Below are 19,844 nucleotides of genomic sequence, written 5' to 3' on the forward strand. Positions count from 1 at the left end.
GAAAGGAAAAAAGCGATGCAGGCATTTGTACTTAATGAAAACAGAGAGCTCGAGGTTCGGGAGGTTCCCGAGCCTCAGGGAAATGACGATAACATCATCGTCAAGGTAAAATCCGCTTCGATCTGCGGCACAGACATGCGCACTTTCTTAAAGGGAAATGACAAAATTGACGTGCCGCGTGTCCTGGGCCACGAGTGTGCCGGGGATATTGTCCATGCCGGCAAACTTGCCAGGGAGCACGGCTATCAGGCAGGGGACCGTGTCACCATCGCCCCGGCCATCGGCTGCGGCGAGTGCTGGCCCTGCAAAACCGGCCATACCAATATGTGTGACCACCTGACCACCATCGGCTTCCAATATGAGGGTGTTTTCGCACCTTATCTGGAGATTCCGGCCCAGGCCATCAAGATGAACAATGTCATCAAGCTGCCGGACAGCATTGAGTATGATGACGCCACCCTGATCGAGCCAGCAGCCTGCGCCTTAAACGGCCAGCGCTACATGCACATTGAGCCCGGCGATTTCGTGGTCGTTTACGGCAGCGGCATGATCGGCTGTATCCATGCCGAGCTTGCTTTCCAGAAAGGGGCTGCAAAGGTCATTATTGTGGAACCTGTCGAAAAACGGGGAAAAATCGCCATGGAAAAGGTACCGGGTGTGATCTGGGTCAATCCCTTCACACAGGACACGGCGGCAGAGGTTGAAAAAATCACTGAGGGCCGCGGCGCCAATGTGGTCATCACAGCGACCTCTGTTCCTTCTGTCCACACCGAGGCTCAGGTCATCGCCGCAAAGATGGGGCGTATTTCGTTGTTTGGCGGGCTTCCGGGTGAGAGCAGGGGGCACATCGACTCGAACCTCATCCATTATAAGGAGCTTCAGGTCTGCGGTGTGCACGCCACTACGCCGGACTGTATGCGCGAAATTATGCAGCTCATGGCAGAAGGGAAGCTGGATGCCAAAAAGTATATCGAGCGTTCCATTAAGCTGGAAAATATCATGGACGGCTTCACCGCAATCCGGGATGAAAACATCATGAAGGTTGTTGTTCACCCATAAACTAAAAACAGGAGATCATCTATGAACTACCCAAAAATATACCTGGTACTGGATAACTGCTTTGCCATCAAGCGCTGGGTGGAGCCTGAAACCTGGGGGCCGCTCATTAAACAGCTTGGCTTTGACTATGTCGAGGCAAGCTTTGACAACGAGGCGGACTTTTTCTACTCGCCGGACTGGTACCTTGACGCGTGGTTTGACCGGGTAAAGGCAGTGGAGGCCGCGCAGGATATCCATGTCGCCAACTTTTTCACCGGCTATCAGACCTACCGCACTGCCGGACTGGCCCACCCAAACGAAAAAATGGCCCGCCATATGCTGGAGGGCTGGGTAAAGCCAGCCATTGAAAGGCTGGGCGCGCGCGGCTCCGGCATTGGCTTTTCGCTTCACGCTTATCCTGACAGGGTGCTCCAGGACCCGGAGCTCTACAAAAAAGAAACCCGCAAAGTTTCAGAGCTGCTGTCTGAAATCGGCGGCATCGCAAAGGACAACGGCAATATTCCGGTGTGCGTTGAGGCCATGTACGCGCCCCACCAGACTCCCTGGACCATCGAGGGCACAAAGAACTTTCTGAGAGACATCTACAACATCGGCCAGAATCCCGTCTACACCACCATCGACATGGGCCACATGGTTGGACAGGTGCGCTTTCAAAAACCCTCCCGGGACGCTGTCCGTAAAAGCATTGAAGCCGCAATAGAGGGCCGTGTCTTCACAGAGCCCTGGCTGGGCGGTGATACCACCTACGCAGTCTGGGAGAAGGCCATCAAGGACAAAGATACCGGCGACGGTATCCTGGACGCCATTGAGGCCGACATGGCGCGCTATCCTCACCTTTTCTCCTTTGATCCGGCAGATTCTGACCCGTATGCCTGGCTTGAGGCGCTGGCCTGCTATTCCCCCATTATGCATATGCAGCAGACCAACGGCGTTACCTCCTCCCACGCGGCCTTCACAGAGGACAACAACGCCGCGGGCATCATCGACGGCGCCCGGCTCCTTGCGGCCATCGCAAAATCCTATGAAAAGGAAGATCCGGCCATGCCGCCAAAGGCTGAGGCCATCTACCTGAGCTTTGAAATTTTTGCATCCAATGCTGAGCATCCAAGAGAAATCAAAAACAAATTAAAAGAGACCTGCGCGTACTGGCGTACGTTTATTCCGAAGGATGGCATGCCGCTCAACGAACTCATTGAGCGGCTGAAATAAAACCGACAAGACTGAATGAAGGAGTAAAAAAATGAACAAACAAGAAATTTTAGGCCACATTGACCACACACTTTTAAAAGCATTCTCAACCTGGGACCAGATTAAAGCACTCTGCGACGACGCGGTGGAATATAAAACCGCTTCTGTCTGCATCCCCCCTTCCTTTGTAAAACGGGCGAAAGAGACCTACGGCGATGCCCTGAATGTCTGCACCGTTATTGGCTTCCCGCTGGGCTATAACACCACTGCCGTCAAGGCTTTTGAAGTGAAAGAAGCCATCCGCGAGGGCGCCTCGGAGGTGGATATGGTCATCAACATCGGCGCGCTCAAGGACAAGGATTACGACTATGTTCAAAATGAGATCGCTGAGCTGAAAAAAGCCGCCGGCGACCACATCTTAAAAGTCATTGTTGAAACCTGCTACCTGACCGAGGAGGAAAAGGTCAAGGTCTGCGAGCTGGTCACAAACGCTGGCGCAGACTATATCAAAACCTCCACGGGCTTTGGAACAGGCGGCGCTACCATTGAGGACATCAATCTCTTTAAAGCGCATATCGGGCCCTCTGTAAAAATGAAAGCCTCCGGGGGCGTGAAAACCGTAGAAGACCTGGAAATGTTTTTAGACGCAGGCTGTGAGCGCATCGGCACCAGCTCAGCCATCGGACTTTTAAAAGAAAGCTAGGCCAGGTGAAAAAAATGTATGATCTTGTGATCATCGGCGCCGGTGTTACCGGCTGCTGTATAGCACGCGAAATATCAAAATACGAAGTAAACGCATGCGTCATCGAAAAAGGGGACGACGTGGCTTCGGGAACCTCAAAGGCCAACACCGGTGTTATCCACACCGGCCTTGAGGCAGACCCGGGCTCCCTGATGGCAAAGTTATGCGTCGAAGGTAATCGATTAATGTGGAAGCTTTCTGAGGAACTGGATTTCCCGGTAAAGAAAAACGGAAAATTCATTGTCTGCACCCATGAGGAAGACCTGCCAAAGCTCCAGGAGCAGCTGGACCACGCTGAGAAAAACGGCGTCCCGGGCTGCCGTATCGTCCCAAGAGATGAGGTGCTCAGGCTTGAGCCCAACCTCACCGAGCGGACCGTCGCCGCGCTTTATGCACCCACCGGCGGCGTGATCTGTCCCTTTAATCTCGCCATCGCCATGGGTGAAAACGCAAACGTCAACGGCGTGGCGTTCAAATTTGAAACCGAAGCCTATGACATTATCAAAGCAGACGGCTTCTACACCATCAAGACAAACCGCGGCGATATTCAGACAAAAGCCATCGCCAACGCTGCCGGCGTCTACGCCGATAAATTTCACAACATGGTCAGTGAAAAGAAAATCCACATCACTCCCAGAAAGGGCGAGTATATTTTCTTTGACAAATCACTGGGAACCATTTTCAACGCGACGGTGGTGCCGCTTCCCGGCAAGATGGGTAAAGGCATCGCCGCTTCCCAGACCATCCACGGCAACTTCTTTGTAGGACCGACCGCCACCGACGTGGACGACAAGGAATCCTTCCAGACCACCCAGGAGGTGCTGGACTCGCTGAAGGAAATCGCCGCCTCACCTGATTTTCTGCATAAAAACCCTCTGCCGCTTAATAAAATTATCACCTCCTTTGTGGGCCTGCGCGCACATGAGGACCACCACGAGTTCATCGTTGAGGAGGTGGCCGACGCTGAAAACTTCTTTGACGCCGCTGGTATTGAGTCGCCGGGCCTCACAAGCTCACCGGCCATTGGCGTGATGCTCTCCGGCATCATCACGGAGAAAATGCAGCTTAAAAAGAAAACGAACTTCATCGCCAGACGCAAGGGTGTCCTGAAATTCGACAGCCTGTCCGATGAAGAAAAAATGGCGCTCATCAAGGAAAAACCCGAATACGGCAATATTGTGTGCCGCTGCGAGATGGTCACCGAGGGTGAAATCATGGACGCCATCAACCGTCCCATCGGCGCAAAGTCCATGGATTCTGTCAAGCGCAGAACCCGGGCCGGCATGGGACGCTGCCAGGCGGGCTTCTGTACACCGCGCACCATGGAAATCCTTTCCAGAGAGCTGGGCATTAAAATGACAGACATCACCAAAAAAGGTGGTGCGTCGCAGCTTCTGACCGGCTGCGACAAAGAAATCGGACAGGAATGAGAGGTTGATTATGAAGTCTTATGAAATAGTCATCATCGGCGGGGGGCCGGCAGGACTTGCCGCTGCCATTTCCGCCAAACAGTCGGGCGTCAATGATATTTTGATTGTGGAGAGAGACCGGCGGCTCGGCGGCATTTTAAACCAGTGTATTCACAATGGTTTTGGCCTGCATACTTTTAAGGAGGAACTGACCGGGCCGGAGTACGCCCAGCGCTTCATCGACGAGGTGGCCGACCTGGGTATCGAATACAAGCTGAACACCATGGTGGTGGACATTGAGGGAGACAAGGTCCTCACCATCATGAACAGCACCGACGGCCTGGTTAAGCTTAAGGCAAAGGCCATCGTACTGGCCATGGGCTGCCGGGAACGCCCCCGGGGCGCCCTCAACATTCCCGGCTGCCGGCCCGCGGGCATTTACAGCGCCGGCACTGCCCAGCGTTTTGTCAATATCGAGGGCTTTATGCCCGGCCGCGAAATCGTGATTCTCGGCTCTGGAGATATCGGCCTCATCATGGCCAGGCGCCTGACCCTGGAAGGGGCAAAGGTAAAGGTCGTCGCTGAGATTATGCCCTACTCCGGCGGTCTTAAGCGCAACATCGTCCAATGCCTGGACGACTATGGCATTCCGCTTAAGCTGAGCCACACGGTTGTAGACATCAAGGGACAGGAACGGGTAGAAGGCGTCACCATCGCCCAGGTGGATGAAAACATGAAGCCTGTTCCCGGAACCGAGGAGGAATACAGCTGTGACACGCTCCTGCTGTCTGTTGGCCTCATCCCTGAGAATGAGCTTTCCAGCAAAATGGAGGTCAGCCTTGACCGGAAAACAAACGGCCCAATCGTAAATGAAAGCTTTGAGACCAATGTGGAAGGCGTTTTTGCCTGCGGCAACGTCCTCCATGTCCACGACCTGGTCGACTATGTTTCGGAGGAAGCTGCCGGCGCGGGAAAATGCGCGGCAGAATATGTCATAAAACAGCGAAAACCTGAATCCGGGCCTGTTGTCGAGCTGGTCACAGGGGAGGGCGTCAGCTACACGGTGCCCAAAACCATTGACCTGAGCCGTATGGACGAAACCCTCAAGGTCCGCTTCCGCGTCAGCGGTGTTTATGAAAACTGCACAGTCTCTGTTTACTTTGACGATAAACGCGTCAAGCACCGCAAAAAGCGGATTGTCACCCCTGGAGAAATGGAACAAATCGAACTCGTCCGACAGGATCTCCAGGCTGAACCGGACTTAAAGCAGATTCTGATTAAAATCGAGGAGGCCTGAGCTTATGGAAAAACAAATCACCTGTATTGGATGCCCCCTCGGCTGTGCCGTCACGGTCACCATGAATCAGGGGGAAATCACCGACATCACCGGACACACCTGCAGCCGCGGCGAAAAGTATGCGCGTAAAGAGGTGACACATCCCACCCGTATCGTCACCTCCATTGTCAAAGTCAATGAAGGGGATATCCAGATGGTATCGGTCAAGACAGAATCCGACATACCAAAGGATAAAATATTTGACTGCATGGAGGCTATTCGTGAAATCGTTGTAACCGCACCTGTGAAGATTGGGGATATTATTGTACCGGATGTCTGCGGCACCGGCGTCAATGTTATTGCCACCAAAAACATCGACAAAAAAGCTTGCTCGTATTAAACACAATTGATAGGGAAAATTTAAATTAATTTAAAATAAGGGGTAAAATCATGAAAGAAAAAAAATATGTAGTAGGGATTGACTTAGGAACAACCAGCGCGAGAACGGTTGTGTTTGACTTTGACGGCAATGAAATCGGTTCAGGCCAGATCATGAATCCGCTGACTTATCCGGCTCCCGGACGCCAGGAGTGTGATGGCGATGAGCTCATCAAGCATTTGTACCGCACCACCCGCCTTGCCATTGACAACAGCGGCGTTGACCCTGAAGAAATCGCGGCCATCAGTACAGACGTGTTCCGCTGCACTGTGGCTCTGCGCGACGAAAACGGCGGCTTTACCATGCCCATCATTATCTGGCAGGATATGCGAAGCGCGGAAATGATCCCCGAGGTTGAGCGCAAGCTTGTGGCCGCAGGCTTATCTGCCGATGAGCTGTACGACCGCTGCGGCATGCCGCTTGGCGGCGTCAACCCGCAGAGCAACCTCCAGTGGATTCTGAAAAACATGCCGGAAGCCTATGAAAAGGCTGCCACCATCCACACCATGATGGGCCTTGTCACCAAGGCTTACGGCGCGGATGATTATTACGATGACATCAACGATACGCCGTGGGTACAGCTCAACGGTCCAGACTTCCAGTATGACCCGCAGATCTGCGCAGCCCTCGGCATTGATATCAATAAAATGGCGCCGCTGCGGCAGCCGGGCACCATCATCGGCAAGGTAACCGCCGAAGTTGCCGCGAGAACCGGCCTGGCAGAGGGCACTCCCATTGTCATGGGTACCGGCGACCAGCAGTCCGGCTGCCTGGGCTGTGGCTGTGTGCGTGAAGGCGTCGGCTATGCCTGCGGCGGCACTGCCGGTATCGTGGCTGGCAAGTCCTTTAACCTGCTGCGCGACCCATCCAGAAGATGCTACGTTTTAGGCACTCCCGACGGCGCATGGGTTATGGAAGGGGTTGCCAACGCCTCTGGCTCTGCCTTCAAATGGTTTAAAGAACAGTTCTGCGACGTTGAACAGCTGGCCGCGGAATCCCTCGACATCAGCGTCTATGACTTCCTGACCTCTGTGGCCACCAAATCGAACCCTGGGGCAAACGGCCTGTTCTTCCTGCCTTACTTTGCCGGTGCGGTCACACCAAACCAAAACCCCAACGCCCGCGGCACCTATATCGGTATGACCGTCGGACACACCAAGGAAGACTTTATCCGCGCCACCATGGAAGGAGTAAACTATGATATCCGTGATATGCTGGACGCCATGGTCTCCGGCGGCGCTCCAGACTTTGACATGGTCCGCCTGACCGGCGGTATCTTCCGCTCAGAGCTCTGGTGCCAGATGCAGGCCGATATCTTTAACCGCTCCTGCGAAGTTGTCGCCGTGGAAGAAGCCACAGCCCTCGGCTGCGCCATGGTCGCCGCTGTCGGCGTAGGCATCTACAAGGACTTTGAGGAGGCCGAAAAACACATGGTAAAAATCCGCAGACGCTATGAGCCCAATCCAGAAAATGTCAAACGCTACGAGGACGCCTTCCGTACCTGGCAGCAGATTTACAAATCCCTGTCTACCGGCGCCTTTGACCAGGTGGTGGCGTTTCAGGATAAATACCGCTAAACCTCACATAAATGCATTCAAAGAGCAGCCCCCGGCTGCTCTTTTTTATTTCTCAAGTCTTATTCAGAGCCACAGCGATACGGGACTTGTTCATCTCTTCAAAATAAACATCCTCATTCTGCATAAAGGTCGCAATATAAAGAATATCAATGATGGTCAGCTGCACAATACGCGACGCCATGGCCTCAGAATGGTACTTCTTATCATTGGTCGAGCTCAGCAGATAAAGATCCGACATTTTGGCCAGGCTTGAGTTGGCATAGCTGGTCAGGCTGATAATTTTACTTCCGTTTTTCCGGGCAATGGATACCGCATTCAGTACTTCCTGGCTCTCCCCGGTGTGCGAAACCGCTATGAAAAGATCATCCGGTGTCGAATGCGCGCAGATAATATTCATCTGGTGCGGGTCGGGATGGCTGCACACATTGATGCCGATATTGCCGAATTTGTGCAGCGCATCCTGAGAAATGGACGCGGACGCGCCCACGCCAAAAAAGAGAACCCGCTTCGACGCTGCGAGAAACTCAAGAAACTCGGCAATGGTGTCTTCACTCAGGGTCTGCTCCAGGTCATTGATGGCTGTTACATTATGCTTGATGACCTTTTTCTTAATGGTCGCCAGGCCATCTTCCTCACTCAGCTCTTCATTAAGGGTCTCGCCCGGTTTTTCTGTCAATTCCTTTGCCAGGTTAATGCGAAAAACCTGGTAGGAATCGTATTCCAGCTTTTTAAGCAGCCGCATGACCGTTGTCTCGCTGGTGTCGCCCTTCCCGGCCAGTTCTGTAATTGACAGCAAAGTCACCTTCTCCGGTTCACACAGGATATAATCCGCTAAACGCTTCTGTGCCTTTGAAAAGGTATTGTATTTTATTCTGATATCTGATAAAAGAGATTTCAAGGTACCCTTTACCTCCATTCTATATTTATCTTTTTTTTATTTTTATAAGATTGATTATACTTTATAATTTTGCTTTTGTAAAACACTTAAAAACGCAAAAAATTAATTAACAGAAAATTTTTTACGCTTTTTGTTGACAACCTCAAAAAATCATGCTAGAATAAGTTTAAAATTTACGGTAAATAATTTACTTTAGTAAATAATAAACCGTAAATAATCCAAGCAGACTTTTCATTTAAGGAGGATTATGATGAAAGCAGTACGTATGTATAAACCTGGAGATTTAAGAGTTGAAGATGTGCCAAAACCAGAGATGATGCCCGATGAAGCCATGGTTAAGGTAAAGGCAGTCGGCCTCTGCGGATCGGATATTCCAAGAGCGCTGGTTTATGGGGCGCATGTTTCTCCAATCACCATCGGCCATGAGTTTTCTGGTGAAATCGAAGCCGTTGGCTCAGAGGTTAAGAATTTCAAGCCGGGTGACCGCGTTGTGGTTCCGCCGCTTATTCCATGCGGTGAATGCGAATGGTGCCAGAAGGGGATTTACTCCTTATGCGAAGATTATGACTACTATGGTTCAAGACGTGACGGCGCGCTGGCCGAATACGTATCTGTTAAGGAATCCAACCTTTTAAAGGTTCCGGACAAGGTGTCCTTTGAAGACGCCGCAACCCTCGACCCCTGCGCAAATGCATACCACGGTCTGATGCGCGGTAACTTTAAAGAGGGCGACAGCGTGTGTGTTGTGGGAACAGGCCCGATCGGTTTATTTGCAGCACAGTATGCCAAATTATACGGCGCTTCCAAGGTGATCGCAGTGGACGTCTGGGATGAAAAACTGGAAATCGCTAAAAAGGTTGGCGCAGACGTGGTGATCAACTCAACCAAGGAGGACGCTGTCGAAGCGGTTCACCAGGCAACGGATGGTAAAGGGGCAAACATCGTCATTGACTTTTCCGGCGCTCCGATCGCGCAGAAACAGTGTATCTTAATGGCCAGCAAAATGGGCCGCGTCGTTTTCCTGGGCATTTCTCACAAGGGTCTGGATTTAAGCGAAAAAGAAGTGGATACCATCATGAGAAGCCAGCTGAGCGTTGTCGGTTCATGGAACTCCTTCACCAAACCATACCCCGGTGAAGACTGGACAGAATCCTTAAAAGGCTTTGATGAAAAGGGCATGACCGCCAAGGATATCATCAGCCACCGCCTGCCGCTGGACGATGCGCCCGCTGTACTCGGTGAAATTGCCAAGGGCGGCTACTTCTACAATAAGGTTATGTTCTATCCAGATGGTTATGACGGGGATTTTGATACGGTTTAATACAATTTGTTTTTAAAATAAATCTATAGGGAATTTAAGAGGAGAATCATTATGTACGAAGCTCAATATTTTATGGGAGTTGACACCGGAACACAGAGTGTGCGTGTCGTTGTTGCAGATATCAGCGGGAATATCGTCGCCAGTGACGAGCAGGTTTATGAAACCTATTATCCGCAGCCAGGCTGGGCGGAACAAAAGCCCGCGGACTGGTGGAGCTGTTTTAACAAAGCGGTTGAAAATGTTACAAAAAACTTATCAATGGGGATCCGCTACAGCATTAAGTCCATCAGTGTCTGCTCAACCTCATCCACGGTTTTAGCTGTCGACGAGCAGGGGAATCCGATGATGGATGCCATCATGTGGATGGATACCCGCGCGGTTAAGGAAATGGAAAAAATCAACGCCACTGCTGATCCGGTTCTGGAATACTGCGGCGGGGAAGATTCCGTTGAATGGATGATCCCAAAAACACTCTGGATCAAAAACAACAAACCAGAAATTTACAAAGACAGCTACAAAATCATCGAGCAGCTGGACTGGATGAATTATCAGCTGTGCGGCACCTTTGCCACCTCCATCTGCCAGGCAGCCTGTAAATGGAACTATGTATCCTGCGAGGGCGGCTGGAACAGTGCGTTCTTCAAAAAGATCGGCCTGGACGATTACGAGGAAAAGCTCGTCACCGATGTCAGACGTCTCGGCGAAGAGCTTGGGAGAATTGATCCCGCTTTCGCAGAAAAATATGACTTGAACCCAGATATGATGGTGGTGCAGGGGGGCATCGACGCCCACATCGGCATGCTTGGCCTTGGCGTTGCGAGACCGGGTAAAATGGCCATGATCATGGGCACCAGCTTTGTGCAGCTCGCATTTGCCAACGCCGATGAAAAGCTGAAGCTTGACGGCATCTGGGGCCCTTACAACGAACCCGTTGTGCCAAACGCGTGGCTTCTGGAAGGCGGCCAGATTTCTGCCGGCTCCATTGTCAAATGGTTCATGCGCGAATTTGACCTGAACAAAATGGAAAACCCCTATGCTTACATGAATGAACAGGTCGAAAAAATCGCACCCGGTTCTGACGGCTTAGTGGCTCTGGATTTCTTCCAGGGTAACCGCACACCGTACAAAGATCCCAACGCAAAGGGCGTCATCTACGGCCTTACCTTAAGCCACACCAAAGCACACATTTACCGCGCTTTACTTGAATCCGTTGCCCTGGGCACAAAAAACATCATCGACAACTTTGAAAAACAGGGCTGCCCGGTCGATATGGTCGTTGGCTGCGGCGGCGTCACCAAGGACGCCACCTGGATGCAGATCATCGCAGACGCCACCGGCAAACCCATCATTGTTACCGTTGACCCGAGTGCCGGCGCACTGGGCTGTACCATCGTCGCCGCTGTCGGCGCAAAGGCCTACCCAGACTTCGAGCAGGCCACCAAGGGAATGGTTAAGGAAGCCTACACGGTTACCCCGAACCCGGATGTATACGACGATTACCAGAAGGTATTTGATACCTATGTTGAATTATATGAAGAATTAAAAGGCACCATGTCTAAAGAAAGATAGAGGAACTGACAAAATGAACAATCAGGAAATTTTAAGCCACATTGACCATACCTTATTAAAACCCTTTTCTACCTGGGAGCAGATCGCAGAAATCTGCAATGACGCCATTGAAAACAAGACCGCGTCTGTCTGTATCCCCCCATCCTTTGTAAAACCAGTTAAAGAAGCCTACGGTGATAAGCTGACCATCTGCACGGTTATCGGCTTCCCTCTTGGCTACAATACCACTGCCACCAAGGTTTTTGAAACAAAAGAAGCCGTAAAGGAAGGCGCGGCCGAGATCGATATGGTCATCAACATCGGCGCTTTAAAGGACGGCAAATACGATTTTGTCCAGAATGAAATCGCAGAGATCAAAAAAGCAGTGGGGGATAATATCCTGAAAGTGATCGTTGAAACCTGCTTCCTGACCGAGGAAGAAAAGATCAAGATCTGCGAGCTCGTCACCGCCGCTGGCGCAGATTTTATCAAAACCTCTACCGGCTTCGGCACCGCTGGCGCCACCAGAGAAGATATCCGCCTGTTTAAGGAACACATTGGTCCAAACGTGAAAATGAAAGCCGCAGGCGGCGTAAAAACCAAAGAAGATCTGGTCGACTTCCTGGAACTCGGCTGTGAACGTATCGGTACCAGCTCTGCTGTCTCCATGCTCAAGGGCGGGGAAGCTCAAGGGTATTAAAAAAACAAACCCAACCTGCAGATAATTCCTGCAGGTTGGGTTTTCTTTTATTTAGAACATTTTATGGCTCCGCTTTTTGATAAAGGCTGCTGCCACATCCAGCAAAATCAACAGTCCAAAAATAACGGACCATGGATCAAACAGCCTGAAGCTCAGGCTCAGGGGCTGTGTGAGGAAGAAAAGCGTCAATAATGCGAGGGATACCAAGGTGGTAGTCCAGCGGATTACCTTATTCTTCTTTAAAGATGTCATCATCAGGAGCATTGCTCCCATAACGGCCAGCAAATTAAAGACGGATATCTCTCTGCTGCCCAGAACCGCCGCATTGCTGCTGCTTTTCCCGACAATATGGCTGAGCAGGCTTTCACCTTCGCCGCTGATCCAGCGCTCCACAGTGCTTCTCTGCGTTTTTCTTCCAGGCTTTCCACTTATTCCAGAAGCAGAGGCAGCACTCTGACCACCATCCCTTATGCCAGTATTTGGCGCAATACTGCTGGCTTTAGCCGTGCGCGGCAGGATTTTATCAGCTTCCTTCTGGATCTTATCCAGTACGCTGCCTTCTGCATTCGTGTCTGGTATCTCTAAATCTGGCGGATCAATTGAAGGTCCTGATGTATCAGGATTTTCTGGTTTACCAGGCTCCGCCGGGTTGTCAGGCTCAGGCGGCAGTGCCGTATCCTTTGCGAACTCGACCTGTACCGTCTGTGTCTGTGTAATGTTCGTGAGTGTGACACTGTTTTTATCCAGTAAATCTTTGCGCTCAGCATTGTTGACAAACACCCTGGCCGTATGCCAGCCCTCAGCCGGTTTCCAGCTGACGGAATAATCTCCATGCTCTGGAACGCTGCTGTTTCCTGCGCTGATGCTTCCATTACCGGCAATAATTCCTGTGATGACTGGCCATGCTTTTGATGGTGTTTCGTCTGTATCTTTTTTGAAAACAACCTCAACCTGATGGTCGGTGTCAATCTTTTCAAACCTGACACTGCCTTTATTTTCCGGATTTTCAATCGGAATATTGTCAACCTTCACGCTTTCCACATGCCATCCGCTGTCTGCTTCCCAGCACACCTCATAGGATGCACCCGTTTCGACTGTCTTTGTGCCGTTAACCTGTCCCTGTCCATTTTTAGAAACCGTTATGCGGTGCTGGACTCCCGGAGCTGGCGGTATGGGCTGGCAGACTACCTGTACACGATGGTTGGCGGTAATATTTTCAAAGGTAACACTTCCGGCAGACTTCAAGTCATCCCGAACAACATTATCAATAATCACGGTCGTGACATAGGCATTGCTGCCTGGTTTCCAGCTGATAGTAACTGTTTCATTTTCGTCTGCAATCCGGCTGCTGTCAATGGTGCTGCCAATACCGCCGACAATTTCGGTGGAGATGGTATAGGTTTTGGCCGGTTCATCAGGCGCTTCTGGTTCATCAGGAGAGCCAGCCTTTCCAAATTCAACAGCGATAAAATGATCCTGGGCGACATTTTCAAAGACAACATGGTCCGTGGTTAACAGGTCGTCCCTTTTGACACCGTCAATATGGATTGCCTTCACCGTATAATCATTGCTGTCCGGCGCCCATGTTACCGTAGTGGTATCTCCCTTTGCCACCACCGATGAAGCACTGATGCTGCCGCCGGTCGTACACTCTGTTGTGATCGTAAAGGCATCGGTGTCCGGTGCCGGATTGGTGTCTGGTTTTCCAAGAACAACCTCGATGCTGTGGTCGGTGTTCACCTGGCTGAAGGCATAGCTTCTCAAATCTTTTACCGCGCCACTGAGGGGCTGGCCGTCTACCTTTACAGCTTTGACCTCATAGGCAGTATCGGACCAGCTCCAGCCAATGCTCACATCACTTCCTTCTTCAATATTTCCAGCCAGCGATGGTGTAATGGACGCGCCGGGAGCGCCGGAAATACTGGTGCTGACGCTGTATTTGGGTGCAGTCTCCGGAGCTGCCTTTTCCACTGGCCTGAGCTGGACAGTTACCTGATAGGGATCTGCAATATCGCTTAAAATCAAATGGTTATCCGCATAGCTTACAGGAATCGGGACACCGCTGGCAGTTACCGAAACGCCTGCCGTCGCATAGCCCTCGTCGGGAGTCCATGAGACCTCCATGCTGCCGCCCTTTTCAACAGAGCTTCCGGCAGTGATGGTACCAGTACCACCCTCCATTCCGGTCGCTACCGGGAATAATTCTGTGGCCGCGCTGCCATCCAGCCGTTCTGTTGTCACCTTTATACGATGATTATCCACAATTTTATTGTTGCTGTCTGATGGTACATCAATGACAACGGTACTGTTGTCACCCGCAGGCTGTGGCTCACCCTCAGACATTGGCATTAAGGCTGCGGACTGCGGGGAAGACACTGTCTGCTCTTCACCGTCGTCAATTTGATAGCTCTTGATATACCAGCCGTCCGAAGCCTTCGCGGCTACCGTATAGGCTTCATCATTATAAAAAACGGTTTTTGTCGGGTCGATGGATCCCTGGCCCTCTACCATTGTTGCGATTTTTAACAGGTTCGGCTTCAGGACAACCTCTACCTTTGTTTCAGCTTCTGCCTTAACCTCAATATGTCCTGTGGTCACCGCTTCCGCTGCCACCTCCTGCCGCTCTCCGTTGACCAGGATATGATCAACCAGATACCGCTTGTCTTCCGGGGCATTCCACTCTACTTTGTAGGATTCGTCCTTATTGACGACGGCAGAGCTGCTGATCTCACCCGGACCTCCCACAAGCACTGTCTCTACAGGTACTTTATCCGCCGGCGGGTTTTCGCCGTTTTTCTCAAAAACCGCTTTAACAGTGTGATCCTCCCGGATATCATTGAAAACCACCTTTTTTGCTGTCATAATATCCGGGCCTGCAGGCTGCCCATCAATGGTAATGGATTTTACGGTATAACCCGAATCCTCAGACCATGTAATTTCTCTGGATTCACCTTCTTTTACCACACCGGTTTCTGTAATGACGCCGCCTTCATTCCGGACAGTGTTCACGGTATAATAGCCCGGCAGGGCAGAAGGACTGCTGTCTGGCAGCTTTTCTTCAAAATGAACTTCTACCCTGTGGTCTGCGTTCATATCACTGAAGGTAAAGCTTCCGCCATCCTGAAGAGGCCGCGCGGATCCATCCACAACAATCCCTGTGACCCGGTACAAATCACCCGCGTTCCATGTCACCGTATGGTTTTCACCTGCTGCGATGGTCTGGGTTTCTGTGAGGGTGGTGGTGGCGTCGCCGCCAATTTTCACGGTCTGCACGGTATAATAAACCGCGTCGCCGGACGGGGCGTCCGCGTCCTTTTCAAAAATGACATAAACGGTACGGTTTCTGTCCGCCCTTGGCTGTGTATAGCTGCCGCTGTGTCCATCACCCAGCAGCTCGTCATGAACGCCGTTGTCGATCATGACCTGGGCCACATGATAGCCCTCGTCAGCTTTCCAGCTCACAGTATAGCTGCTGCCCTCATCGACGGTTTTAGAAGAATCAATGGTTCCATGGCCCACCTTGGCGGTCAGAATGTCATAAACCTTTTTCCATTGCGCCTTAACGGTCATGGCGTCGCCTGAAACCTGCCCCTCATTCTTGATGGTTTCAGCCGTGATGCTTTCTGTGCCGGATTTCCAGCCGTCAAAACGCCATTGCTGGCCCTGGCTGTCCATCCAGTTCTGAGGCGTTTCTGGCAGTTTATCCCCGATGGCCTGCCCATAAACCATATTTACCCTGGCTGCCTCTGTGCCCTGAGGGCCGTAGTCAAAGGTGACCACATAGCCTGTGTTCTGCCAGACCGCGTAGAGGGTTGTGGGGCTGTCCGCTTTAAAATCCTTTCCAAGCTTGTCCTCAGAAATCAGCTCAGCAGCCGAAAAATCTTTGTCTGTCGCAGCAAAATCTGCGTGTGGCTTGGCCGACCAGCCCAGAAATTTATAGCCCGCCCTTGCGTTTGCCTGTGCGGTCATATCCGGCAGGGTAAAGGTGTTATCAGCCGCGACATTGGCCTTTTCGCCATATTGCTTCAGCTGGTCTGCTGTCTCTGGGGTTTCACCGCCCTGCTTCTGGCTGCTGTCCAGAAAGGTTATCTGAGCGTCTTTGAATACACTGTAGATTTCCAGCTGTGTGTTTTTCCCAGCTGCTGCGTTCTCCGCGTCCCTGGCAAAGGCCTCTTTTCCAAAGAGGTCTTTTGTGATTTTGCTGTCCTTGGTAAAGTAGATGTCCTTTTCCTCAGAGGGGGCTTGCTCCTCCTCTGTTTCTGCTGCCGGTGCCACAGCCTTTGACGGGTCCTTCACGCTCCAGCCTGTAAACAGGCGGGATTTTGGCTTGCCTTCATCATCGAATGCTGTGGTATCCACAAAATTTTCGGCTATCGGCACGCCGTTAAAAGAAGGAAAATCACCTTCCTGGACCGAGCCATTATAGACGATATCCTCAACGGTTTTGCCATCGCCGGGTTTTGCCGGCTCAGCAGCAGACGGATCAAAATCGAAATGGACATCGTAGGCGTTATTTTCCCAGACCGCGTATACCTTTGTATCCGCAGACACAGTGGATTTACCCGGAATAAAGGCATTGGCGGGCTCGGTATAGTCCGGGCTTTCGGGGTTGGCTGCAGTAAATGCCTGCAGCTCCTGTTTGAAATCGGCCAGACGGATATCGCCGTCTGTCATTTCCTCATCCCTGGTGCTGTCTGCCACCACCTGCCTGTTTTTTGACCAGCCCGCGAATGTGTATCCTATACGGGATGGGGCGTCAATGGTGGTCTCCACACCGTCATCGCCGGTTACTTTTTTATGCAGCGCTGTTGTTCTGTCACCAACCTTGAGTGCCCGTTCGCCATCGTTGTCGCCGTAGATGTCAAACACGGCTTTATCCGCAGCCGTATCTTGGTCAGCCTCCTCAAACCCCTCAGGATTTGCATATTCGGCCGCATCCGGGTCTCCTGCTTTTACATTGTTGTAGTAGGTGACCGTGAGCGGGTCTGTGACGGTGAGGGTTTTGCTGTCCTCGTAGGTGGTGACCGCGCCCGCGTCGCCCGCTACGGGGATTTCCCATTTATACTTGATGCGATAGGTTCCCCGGTCATCAGAGGCTACCGTTTCTGATGCATCCTCGCTGCCATTTGTAAAATCTTTTTCTCCGCGGAATTTAGCGTCCAGGTTATTTTGAGACAAATCTGGAATCAGCGTCTCAATTTCCTTACTGGGGTCGTCCGGATCCTTTGTCACCTTATATATCGTCGTAGTTATTTTTCCACGGTCAGCGTTCGCGCTGTCGACAGCGATATTTGTATATCCCGTATCCGTAATATCCGGATTATACCGGATGGCTGACAGACTGGAACCGCCTGGATTTTTCATAATATTATCCAGCTCCTCTGCGCTGGTCTTGACAAAGGCAATGGTATTCCGATGGTTATATTTCTGGTCAACATCTGTGACAAGGCCGCCGTCATTTTTCTGCAGCCCCACATAGATGCGGGAATCCTTAGAGCCCGGCGCCAGAGGATGGTCACTCTCGCCAAGGGACATGGTAGTGGTAGGAATAATACGCATGGCCCGTTTACCGACAACGGTATTTTCACCTTCTGTCATGGCGACCTCCACATTCGCCCAGCCGACACCTGGATACATCCGGGTGATATGGTCATCCTGAACCACTGTTCCGTCTTCTTTAACAGTGCGTCCAATGGTCAGTACCGGCGGATTGACCATCTCCTTTTCCGGGTTTCCATCTGCGTCCAGTACTGGTTCGCCTTTGTCGTCCTTTTTTGTCTGTTCAATCTGGAGTGGGCTGGCGTCGCTGCCAGCTGTCCATTTAACATTGTATTTGCCGGTGTCAACCACCGTGTTATTGCTGAAGGTCGGCGGCTTTAAAATATTGCGAACCGTGTCGTAGCCCTTGATGGCCCCAGTGTTTTTATCCTTCTCAACGTTAAAGATTGCGCTGGATGCCGAGGCCGCTGAGTAAGCCCTGGCAGTCAGCCGTTCGTAATCGGAGGAAAAGGTTGTATCCGCCGGGTTTGCCAGCGTACTTAACTGCGGGTATAAGCCGCTTTCAATGGTATAGGCATCCATGGGCTGCCTCTGGAGCTCCTCAGTGGTGAGGCCTGTGATTCCATCCTGCTTATCGGTGGTACCGCCCTTGGCGTACTCACCCATGGCAGTGGTCTGTTTATCGTAATAGCAGTTTGAATAAGTGGCTGTACTTGCGCTTGAGCCCACAAAACCGCCGACAGACGCCGCCGCGGTTCCCGGCACTGTGGTTAAGCCGCCGACTTCACCTGCCGCGTAGCAATTTTTAAAACTCGGACTTGATGCGGCATACCCAACGAAACCACCCATGCTGGTTCCGCTGTTTAACATGCCCACCATTGTTGTAGAGTAACAATTATTAAACTCAGCTGCTACATTTGTGTGTCCTACAAAACCTCCGATGCTGCTTGTTCCTTCTACACTGCCCGCGGTCCAGCAATTATTGAAAACTGTTTTTTTTCCTTCTGGGTATCCTACAAAACCACCTGTATATGCTGTACCATAGACTACGTTATTCGTGAAGCAGTTATTCATCGTATATCCGCCGCTGCATGAGACAAATCCGCCAGAATGCCCGCCGCCTGTAGTGATAAGCGCACCGTCAATGGCGTAACAATTATTAAATTCACCTCCGGAAATTGGGCCTAATAGACCACCACTACACTGAGATGCAGTAACATATACTTTTTTTGCATAGCAATTGGTAACCCTTATGCCATTTGTTGTTTCAGCTGATTTTCCGATTAAACCAGCTGCGCCATAAAAAGCGGTTTTTGAAAGTGAGTTTTCTACTCCAATATTTTCCATTATCAATCCATTACCGGCGTATCCGATAATCGCAACTCCCTGTACTCCAGAACTGGAAGTTGTCCTTATCTTAGCACTGTCAAAATAGAAGTTTTTAATGTTCACATCACCGCTTGTTGACGCAATAAAACCCGTATGTCCACTGGCAGTCTCCACATTTAAATTGTAGATGGTCGGGTATTCCCTGCCGCCATAATAGCCGCAGTTTTCATCCCGCTGGCCTTCAATGCTGATGGCTCCTGTCAGCGTTACCGGTTCCCATTTTGGCGGCACAGCATCTTCACGCCCGCCCATGTCCATGTCTGCTGCAATGACAATTTTCGCAATGCTGTTTGTGCTGTACTGCGTCATTGCCCAGCGCAGCGCCTCCGGTGTTGTTACCGTACATACATTTCCAGTAATATCCGCACCTGCCGGCTTTGTTGTGACACTATTTATACCATCCCACACGGGTATCCCGTCTTCTGCAGAAAAGGTTTTAAACTTAATTTCTGCCTCATAGGCATCCCTTATATCTTCATTTTTCGCTTCCGCCGTTTCCGGCATCGCCACAGCCATCAAGCCCAGGAGCAGGACGATAATCATCATCATACATCCCAGACACCTTATTCCTTTTTTCGCGCCACTCATTTTACTCTCCTCACTTCTTACCTTTTTTATTGTTCAGGGGAAGCTTCATATTCCTTATTTATATCTGTTTTGTTCTTTTCTGTCATTTTAAACTTTTTTTTACCGGATTCCAAGAATCCCTGATAAAGCGTTCCCTGATTTTTTAGACCATCTTTTTTGGAAAAAGGGTTCATTTTTTATGCCTGTGCTTAAAAAATTTTCTGTTCTTGAC

13 protein-coding genes are annotated in these 19,844 nt (G+C 51.0%); 10 read left to right on the forward strand and 3 right to left on the reverse strand.

The window, feature by feature from the left end:
- Nucleotides 1-15 precede the first annotated feature (15 nt).
- The 7 genes from BUC22_RS10785 to BUC22_RS10815 are packed head-to-tail and all read left to right on the forward strand — an operon-like array spanning nucleotide 16 to nucleotide 7,690.
- Complete coding sequence (locus BUC22_RS10785; RefSeq protein WP_013378414.1) at nucleotides 16-1,059, forward strand: alcohol dehydrogenase catalytic domain-containing protein; 1,044 nt, start codon at nucleotides 16-18, stop codon at nucleotides 1,057-1,059.
- Between the two features lie 21 nt (nucleotides 1,060-1,080).
- Nucleotides 1,081-2,268: an apurinic/apyrimidinic endonuclease family protein gene (locus BUC22_RS10790; protein ID WP_013378413.1), complete on the forward strand. Its 1,188-nt coding sequence runs from the start codon at nucleotides 1,081-1,083 to the stop codon at nucleotides 2,266-2,268.
- Nucleotides 2,269-2,299: 31 nt separating this feature from the next.
- Nucleotides 2,300-2,950: a deoxyribose-phosphate aldolase gene (gene deoC / locus BUC22_RS10795; RefSeq protein ID WP_013378412.1), complete on the forward strand. Its 651-nt coding sequence runs from the start codon at nucleotides 2,300-2,302 to the stop codon at nucleotides 2,948-2,950.
- A gap of 14 nt (nucleotides 2,951-2,964) precedes the next feature.
- Nucleotides 2,965-4,419 carry an NAD(P)/FAD-dependent oxidoreductase gene (locus BUC22_RS10800; protein WP_041689791.1) on the forward strand — a complete coding sequence of 485 codons (1,455 nt, stop codon included), beginning with the start codon at nucleotides 2,965-2,967 and terminating at the stop codon, nucleotides 4,417-4,419.
- A 10-nt stretch (nucleotides 4,420-4,429) separates the two neighbouring features.
- Nucleotides 4,430-5,695 (forward strand): NAD(P)/FAD-dependent oxidoreductase, encoded by a 1,266-nt coding sequence (locus tag BUC22_RS10805; RefSeq protein ID WP_013378410.1) that lies wholly within the window; start codon nucleotides 4,430-4,432, stop codon nucleotides 5,693-5,695.
- Between the two features lie 4 nt (nucleotides 5,696-5,699).
- Nucleotides 5,700-6,074, forward strand: coding sequence for a DUF1667 domain-containing protein (locus tag BUC22_RS10810; protein WP_013378409.1), 375 nt, complete (start codon nucleotides 5,700-5,702; stop codon nucleotides 6,072-6,074).
- 50 nt (nucleotides 6,075-6,124) lie between these two features.
- Nucleotides 6,125-7,690 carry an FGGY-family carbohydrate kinase gene (locus BUC22_RS10815; protein WP_013378408.1) on the forward strand — a complete coding sequence of 522 codons (1,566 nt, stop codon included), beginning with the start codon at nucleotides 6,125-6,127 and terminating at the stop codon, nucleotides 7,688-7,690.
- Between the two features lie 52 nt (nucleotides 7,691-7,742).
- On the opposite strand, the gene BUC22_RS10820 is transcribed toward BUC22_RS10815, so the two are convergent.
- On the reverse strand, nucleotides 7,743-8,588 hold the full coding sequence (locus BUC22_RS10820) for a MurR/RpiR family transcriptional regulator (RefSeq protein ID WP_110060309.1): 846 nt from the start codon (nucleotides 8,586-8,588) through the stop codon (nucleotides 7,743-7,745).
- 250 nt (nucleotides 8,589-8,838) lie between these two features.
- Between BUC22_RS10820 and BUC22_RS10825 the strand changes: the two genes are divergently transcribed.
- Genes BUC22_RS10825 through deoC (BUC22_RS10835) form a run of 3 tightly spaced genes read left to right on the forward strand, consistent with a single transcriptional unit; the run spans nucleotide 8,839 to nucleotide 12,157 of the window.
- Nucleotides 8,839-9,909 (forward strand): galactitol-1-phosphate 5-dehydrogenase, encoded by a 1,071-nt coding sequence (locus BUC22_RS10825; protein ID WP_013378406.1) that lies wholly within the window; start codon nucleotides 8,839-8,841, stop codon nucleotides 9,907-9,909.
- A gap of 51 nt (nucleotides 9,910-9,960) precedes the next feature.
- Nucleotides 9,961-11,478 (forward strand): FGGY-family carbohydrate kinase, encoded by a 1,518-nt coding sequence (locus BUC22_RS10830; RefSeq protein ID WP_013378405.1) that lies wholly within the window; start codon nucleotides 9,961-9,963, stop codon nucleotides 11,476-11,478.
- Nucleotides 11,479-11,491: 13 nt separating this feature from the next.
- Nucleotides 11,492-12,157, forward strand: coding sequence for a deoxyribose-phosphate aldolase (gene deoC, locus BUC22_RS10835; RefSeq protein ID WP_013378404.1), 666 nt, complete (start codon nucleotides 11,492-11,494; stop codon nucleotides 12,155-12,157).
- Nucleotides 12,158-12,208: 51 nt separating this feature from the next.
- On the opposite strand, the gene BUC22_RS10840 is transcribed toward deoC (BUC22_RS10835), so the two are convergent.
- Nucleotides 12,209-19,633, reverse strand: coding sequence for an InlB B-repeat-containing protein (locus BUC22_RS10840; protein ID WP_013378403.1), 7,425 nt, complete (start codon nucleotides 19,631-19,633; stop codon nucleotides 12,209-12,211).
- Between the two features lie 26 nt (nucleotides 19,634-19,659).
- On the reverse strand, nucleotides 19,660-19,806 hold the full coding sequence (locus BUC22_RS21850; RefSeq protein ID WP_013378402.1) for a hypothetical protein: 147 nt from the start codon (nucleotides 19,804-19,806) through the stop codon (nucleotides 19,660-19,662).
- Nucleotides 19,807-19,844 lie beyond the last annotated feature (38 nt).

This window comes from Eubacterium callanderi, assembly GCF_900142645.1.
Classification (GTDB): Bacteria; Bacillota; Clostridia; order Eubacteriales; family Eubacteriaceae; genus Eubacterium; species Eubacterium callanderi.